Origin of the sequence: Kocuria gwangalliensis (assembly GCF_039544365.1) — a bacterium.
GTDB classification, from domain to species: Bacteria; Actinomycetota; Actinomycetes; order Actinomycetales; family Micrococcaceae; genus Kocuria; species Kocuria gwangalliensis.
Window position 1 is genome coordinate 1 of record NZ_BAABLN010000066.1, and the last position, 6,490, is coordinate 6,490.

At 57.7% G+C, this 6,490-nt stretch carries 5 protein-coding genes; 3 read left to right on the forward strand and 2 right to left on the reverse strand.

Annotation, left to right across the window (positions count from 1 at the left end; genetic code table 11):
* The coding region (locus tag ABEA06_RS13765; protein ID WP_345311868.1) for an AAA family ATPase at nucleotides 1-512 on the forward strand (512 nt) is incomplete at its 5' end.
* 128 nt (nucleotides 513-640) lie between these two features.
* Here ABEA06_RS13765 and ABEA06_RS13770 read toward each other — a convergent pair.
* Nucleotides 641-1,093, reverse strand: coding sequence for a hypothetical protein (locus ABEA06_RS13770; RefSeq protein WP_345311869.1), 453 nt, complete (start codon nucleotides 1,091-1,093; stop codon nucleotides 641-643).
* A gap of 721 nt (nucleotides 1,094-1,814) precedes the next feature.
* Here ABEA06_RS13770 and ABEA06_RS13775 point away from each other — a divergent pair.
* Nucleotides 1,815-3,548, forward strand: coding sequence for a site-specific DNA-methyltransferase (locus ABEA06_RS13775; protein ID WP_345311870.1), 1,734 nt, complete (start codon nucleotides 1,815-1,817; stop codon nucleotides 3,546-3,548).
* Nucleotides 3,541-5,844 (forward strand): DEAD/DEAH box helicase, encoded by a 2,304-nt coding sequence (locus ABEA06_RS13780; RefSeq protein ID WP_345311871.1) that lies wholly within the window; start codon nucleotides 3,541-3,543, stop codon nucleotides 5,842-5,844. The genes ABEA06_RS13775 and ABEA06_RS13780 overlap by 8 nt, the downstream gene beginning before the upstream one ends.
* A gap of 181 nt (nucleotides 5,845-6,025) precedes the next feature.
* Here the strand turns inward: ABEA06_RS13780 and ABEA06_RS13785 are convergent.
* On the reverse strand, nucleotides 6,026-6,490 hold a 465-nt coding region (locus ABEA06_RS13785), incomplete at its 5' end, for an IS3 family transposase (protein WP_345311872.1).

Consider the following 6,490-nt stretch of genomic DNA (forward strand, 5'->3'; position numbering starts at 1 on the left):
AGCAGATCTCCTACGCCATCGACTACCACCGCCACGGCCGGGTTGACCCGTTCGTGCACCCCGAATCGCGGTCCTCCGGGCTCACCGAGCTGCTCATCATCGACGAGGCTGACCGGCTCAAGACCACCGGATTGGAACAGGTCCGCGACTACTACGACCGCCACACCATCGGGGTGATCCTCATCGGGATGCCCGGTATCGACAAGCGCCTGGGACGCTACCCCCAGCTCTACAGCCGCGTAGGTTTCGCCCACGAATACCGCCCGCTCACCCCCGAAGAGCTCACCGCCGTGCTGGCCCGCCGCTGGCACACCGACGGGCTGGCCGGCGAGGACGATGAGTTCACCCGCACGGTCGCGATCGCCACCATCGCACGGATCACCCGCGGCAACTTCCGGCTCCTCGACAGGCTCCTCACCCAGATCAAACGCATCCTGGACATCAACCAGCTCGAGACCGTCACCCCCGAAGTTGTCGAAGCCGCCCGCGACGCACTCCTCATCGGCCACTGAGCGAGGAAGCACGTCGCCACGGCACTCCGCCGATCACACGTCATTGCTGACCCCGCATGCCATCCGTGCTGGGTACTCCCGCCCATACGGTTCCAAGTCTGCGGCGGGACTCCACGGGCGAGGAAGAGCTATTGCTCCACGGTGTACTGGGCGTCGAGAACCTCCGCGAGCTGCTCCATGTCGATCTCCCGCTCCGGAACCGAGCCCGCCTGTACTTCGGAATAGTCAGCGACGAACCAATTCCGGCCCTCCACGAAGTACACCGCGCCGGCGGATCCGGCCGCGCTGGCCAGGAGCTCGTAGACGTCGTCGCGGGCTTCGTCGTTGTCGAACCACAGCACTTCGACCGTGTTGGTGCACAACTCCGACTCGCCTGCGTCCGTACCAGATCCGGGGGACTTCACCGGTGGCTCCGATACGTCCTCCGAGCAGTCCACGACCTCGTCGACGGCCTGGTAGGTGGCATTCAAGGAGTCGAACGCTGGCAGATCCTCGGTGTCACTACTGCAACCAGCAACGACCCCGGCGAGCCCGAGCGCCGCCATCAAGGACGTGTACTTTCTCGCGCGGTGCTTCATCATCGACGCCCATCCAGTTCGCTTTTGCAATACTGTAGCCCCTCAGGCGCACGACCTTTCGGACCCCCGTGGTTGGAGCCCCGCGGCCGCAACCCCAGGGACCCACCAACTCTTGTACGGCGCGGTCCATGCCACCGAGGAAATCCCGAGAGCGTCATTTACCTCTGCGAGAAAACGGCCACTTACCTCTGCACCTCACATGCGGGTGCAAAATTTCTAGGTGAGACGTCTCGCATCCCTTACCTTGCGATACGCACCCCGTTGCACCTGGTCTAGACCCGCAGGCGCTGTCGGTGCAGAAATGCCAGTGGGACGCACCTGTAGCTCGCCATCGCTGATGGACGGGCCGACGCGTTGAGGCATACCCCAAAGCCACACCTCGAGGAGAGTGGTAGAACCCGTCCGAGCATGATGATTGACCGCCGCGCTTTCACACATGGCTTCTGCCACCTCCTCAGAGCCCGTCAAAGCCCTCTGGAGCGTCGCAAACTTTCTAGTGCAGCACGGATCGATTCGACGATGACTTAGAATGTCTGCGCGATGTGCGAAGCTACACTGATCGAAGACCAGTGTGAGTGGGAGAAAAGTGTCGAAAGAACACCGAGTGGCTAGCTCGAATAATGGGCAAGAAACGACTGCAGTACCAGAAGCGCCAGCAGAGACACGCCCTGGGGGTCCGGGGATGTATCTCCACTGGGACGGCCGGAAGACCTATCGAACCCGGATGCCCGCTCCTCGCATACTCGAACCAAATGAGCATTTGTCCTTCGGTAAGCAAAGACTCAACCGGATCATTGAAGGGGACAACCTTCAGGCGATGGTTTCTCTGCGGTCGCAATATCGAGACTCCGTTGACGTCGCGTACCTTGATCCTCCTTACAACACAGGCAAAGGAGATTTCCGATACTCCGACCGGCGGCACAAGGACCCGAACGCCAGTGCTGACGATGCCGTCTATGTAAGCAACGAGGACGGCGGCAAGCATACCAAGTGGTTGAACTACATCGGTCCTCGTTTATGGCTGACCTGGGAGTTGTTGGCAGATCACGGAGTCTGCTTCATTTCAATCAATGATGTTGAGTTGTTTCGGCTCGGTCTACTTATGGACGAGATATTTGGAGAGAAGAACCGCATCGGCGTCATAGTTTGGAAGCAGGCAGTTGACAATAACCGAACTCGAATCGCCGTCGAGCATGAATACGTTCTTTGCTATGCGAAACGCATTGAGGAAACGGCTGAGCATTGGCAAGGTACGAGCTTGGCCAAGCAGTGGTTGCTCACCAAGTATGACGAGCTGCGCAAGCAGTACAGCGATGTGGTCGAGCTGCAGCGCCATTGGCGCGCAGCAATACTGGAGCAGAAAAAGGCTTATCGCACAGCTGTAGCTGCGGGCCGCGGTGATGATGTGGTCAATGTGGGGCGGATGGACCGATTTCGGAATATTAATGAGCATGGACCTTGGGCCAAAGATTGGCACCTAGAAAACACCAAAGAGGGCGGGTACGACTATGACATCTTCCACCCTAAAACTGGTATTCCCTGCCGTAAACCCCCAAAAGGTTACCGATACCCACAAGAATCGATGACCAAGCTTATTGCCGAAGACCGGATCGTCTTTGGCAAGGACCACACGGAAACCGCGCAGCTTCGCCGCTACCTTCGCGACTCCTCTGATGCTCTTCGAAGCGTGGTAACGATTCCCGGACGCAACGGGTCAGACAGGCTTGTAGCGCTGGTACCCGAGGAAGCAAAACGCTTCCCTCACCCGAAGCCGGTGGAGCTATTGGAACTCATACTTGGCGCAGCTGGAGATATTGACGCTCTCGTTCTCGACCCCTTTGCGGGGTCAGGGAGCACCGGCGAAGCCGTGATGAAACTCAACGCTCGCGACAACGGCATCCGGCGCTTCATTCTAATCGAGGAAGGCGAGCCTGGCGACCGATATGCCCGCACCCTTACAGGCCCTCGTCTACGAGCTGCGATCGAGAAGGAGGGGTGGAACGACGGCTTCGAGTTCCTCACTACCGGTCGAAAGCTTGACCGGGATGCGATTCTGACTCTTGAACGGGAAGCGATTATTAGCTTGGTTCTTCAGACGGATCCTACAGGTATGGGTGGAGGAATGAGGAAAATTGGTGGCAAGTACGTTGTGGCCGCCAACGGACGTTCACAGGCCATCTGCTTGAACTGGAACGGCCGCGCAGACAGTATTATCACCCGGGAAGTCCTCGTTGAGATGTTTAATGAGGCGAAGGCACTGAACCTCAAAAAACCCATCCGTGTCTACGGATCAACCTGTCAAGTAGGGGAAACGGACTCGTTCGTCTTCAGGCAGATCCCTGATGCGATTTTGGTTGCCCTTCAGCTAGTAGAAACAGCGCAAGAAGAATCGGACATGCTGGGCGCTATTAATGTCCTTGAAGAGACCATCCGTGCGGAGGCAAATAGCCGTGGCTGACCAAGACTTCAGACTGTTCGCCTTTCAGGAGGAAGCTGCGGACAAACTTCGTGCGGCCGCACTGAATTGGGTAGGACATTCGGTTACTCATGGCGTACCTCGATACGGGTCTCAACCCATCCCGTTCATTGGTCAACTTCGAGCTGTCACCGGTTCGGGCAAGACCCCCATGCTCGCTGATGCTGTTGCCGGCTTAGGCGATGCCGTTGTTATTTGGACTTCTAAGTCCGCTGCCGTTGTAGAACAGACGTACAAGAACCTCCGCGGCCGCTACCGTTCTCTCCTGCCCGCGAACGACGTACGAATTATGCGGGACATTCCGAGTCAAGCTGACTGGCAGCACTTTCTCACGGCACCTACCGGGATCACCATCTGGGTACTCACCACCGCAGCCTGGAACGAATTGGAGGCAGCAAACGCTGGCGGAGATGCGAATGCCCGGCTCAGCCTTCACCGTCCTCAGCCAGATTGGTCAGGTACGACCTCCCCATGGGAGCTGATGCGTACTCAGCTTAAACGACCCCTGTGGATTGTTTCTGATGAGAGTCACAACCAGTCGAGCACGCAGCTTGAAATCCTGGCGAACCTCCAGCCCATGGGGTTCTTTCTAGCTTCAGCAACTCCCGTGCAGAATGAACTGTTTGAAAAGTGGCGAGAAGCACTCACCTCTGACCCGAACTGGGACAGTCTCATGGAGGCCGGAACAGTACCTGTCAGAACACGAGACGTTGTTTCAGAAGAACTACTGAAGACCACGATTGAACTGTTTGACAACAACAGTGGCTTTGAGGAGGATCTAGATTCTGTGCTCGGCACTATGGCACAGCTAGACGAGGCTCTGCTCGCAGATCACGCAAGCGTGACACCGAAGGCAATCTACGTCGTCGAAAAATCAAATCCGCCGCGTGGGTCCTCCGAGGAAGCCCGACCAGTCGTCATTTGGAACTACCTGCGCAGCAAGGGCGTCGACGCTGATCAGATCGCCATCTACACCAATACTCGGGACGTCCCCGAGGACGCCGAGAAAATATCCAGTCTCGGGCAGCTCCAAGATCGGCACCGTCACATCATCTTCAACCAGGCACTGCAAGAGGGATGGGATGACCCGGAGGCCTACGTCGCGTACTTTGACGGAAGGACCAATTCATTCGTCCGGATACGGCAGATCATCGGGCGAATTCTGCGGCAGCCAAACGCGCGGACGTTCGAGTCTGAACGCCTGAACACCGCCACCGTTTACATAAACACTCCGACGGAGAATTTCGAGCAGGTTCTGGCAGATCTGAAGAAGGAACTGCGCCTGTACGCGCCGGAAAACGAGCCAAGCGCAATCCCGATCCGGGTGAAGACTAAGAAAAACCCTCTTCCTGGAATCAATCCCAAGCCGGATCTCAATGACCTGACTCTGCCCAGATGGTCTCTCAAGGCTCCTAACATGACCGGCGCCCAACAGAAGCTAAGAAGCCGAGGTGCCAGCCCATGGGCACGAGAGTTTCTGGACCACACCGGAATAGGCCAAATGAGTGTCCTATCACTCGCAGCCGAAGAAGTCATTAAAAGTAGCCCCATTGACGTACTTCGTAGCGCTAGAACGCGGAATGGGATTTTCTTACGGCGTCGGCTCCTAGCGCGGAACCGAGCATGCCTCAATGCCATCCACCCTGATGCCATCGTCGGGCCAAGCTACGAGCAGGAGTCCTGTCAGTCATCGCTGTGCCAAGAGGAACTCGAAAACCTCATCAGTGAGATCGCGGCCAGCTTCGAAGATCGAGTGGAGTACCAGCTAGATCCTGACCCCGACAGAATCACGTGGTCCATAGGAGAACACCGTCCCCGCAACTCAGACCTTTTAGACTTCACTAATGCCACGCATGCCCAGTACTCCGCCGCTGACTTCAATCCAGATGAGCTACTGTTCGCCAGGACTTTGGACTCCACGGGCGAAGGTATATGGATGCGAAACCCTGCAAGTGTTGAACTTGGCTATGGCATCCCTTTGCCTATCAAAGTAGGTGACTCCTCAAAGTTCTACCCAGACTTTATTTGGTGGCGAGATGGTACGACTTGGGCGATCGACACAACGGGAAGCCACTTAATGAACGATAAAATCCGGGGAAAGCTGATCGGTCTTGAGCAACCGAAGATAGCGCTGGTAGTTCGTGGTAAGTGGGATATTGCTCGCGGCACAAAGATCGATACCAATGGATGGACCTCGGTCATTGCTCGAACCGCCCTCACGCCAGTGGTCAACCACGCGGAGGACTTGCCGTCGATACTCACATCATTTACTCCTTAATCAGCAATCTTTGGCCCCTCTCCCATCGTTATTTCCCCCCTGATGTCTCGCTGCCACGCCGACCACGGGGTCAGCCGAGTTCACGCTCCGCGGCCGTAGTGGGGCCGGGCTCTAGGAGCCTTCACGGTTGGCTACCGTTGGGACTGCCCCGACTTTCCCTGACTCTTGGGGTTGATGGTTTTCAGGCGGCTTTGAGGCCGTGATTGATGGTCTCAAACTCGACCGGCGTGAGGCGACCGAGGCGGCGTTGGCGGCGCCGACGGTGATAGGACTTCTCGATCCAGGTCACGATCGCCAGCCGTAGCTCGTCCCGGCTCGACCAGCGTTGCCGATCCAGCACGTTCTTTTGAAGCAGGGCGAAAAAGGACTCCATGGCGGCGTTGTCCGCGCACGCCCCGACCCTACCCATCGACCCCACGAGGTCGTGATGGGCGAGCTCGTGCACGAACTTCCGGGCACGAAATTGACTGCCGCGGTCGCTGTGGACCACGCAGCCGGCCACCGTCTCCCGGCGAGCCACCGCACTGCGCAGGGCCGTGACCGCCAAAGACGCCTTCATGCGGCTGTCGAGGGAATAGCCGACGATCCGGTTGGAGTAGACGTCCTTGATCGCGCAGAGGTAGAGCTTGCCCTCATCGGTGCGATG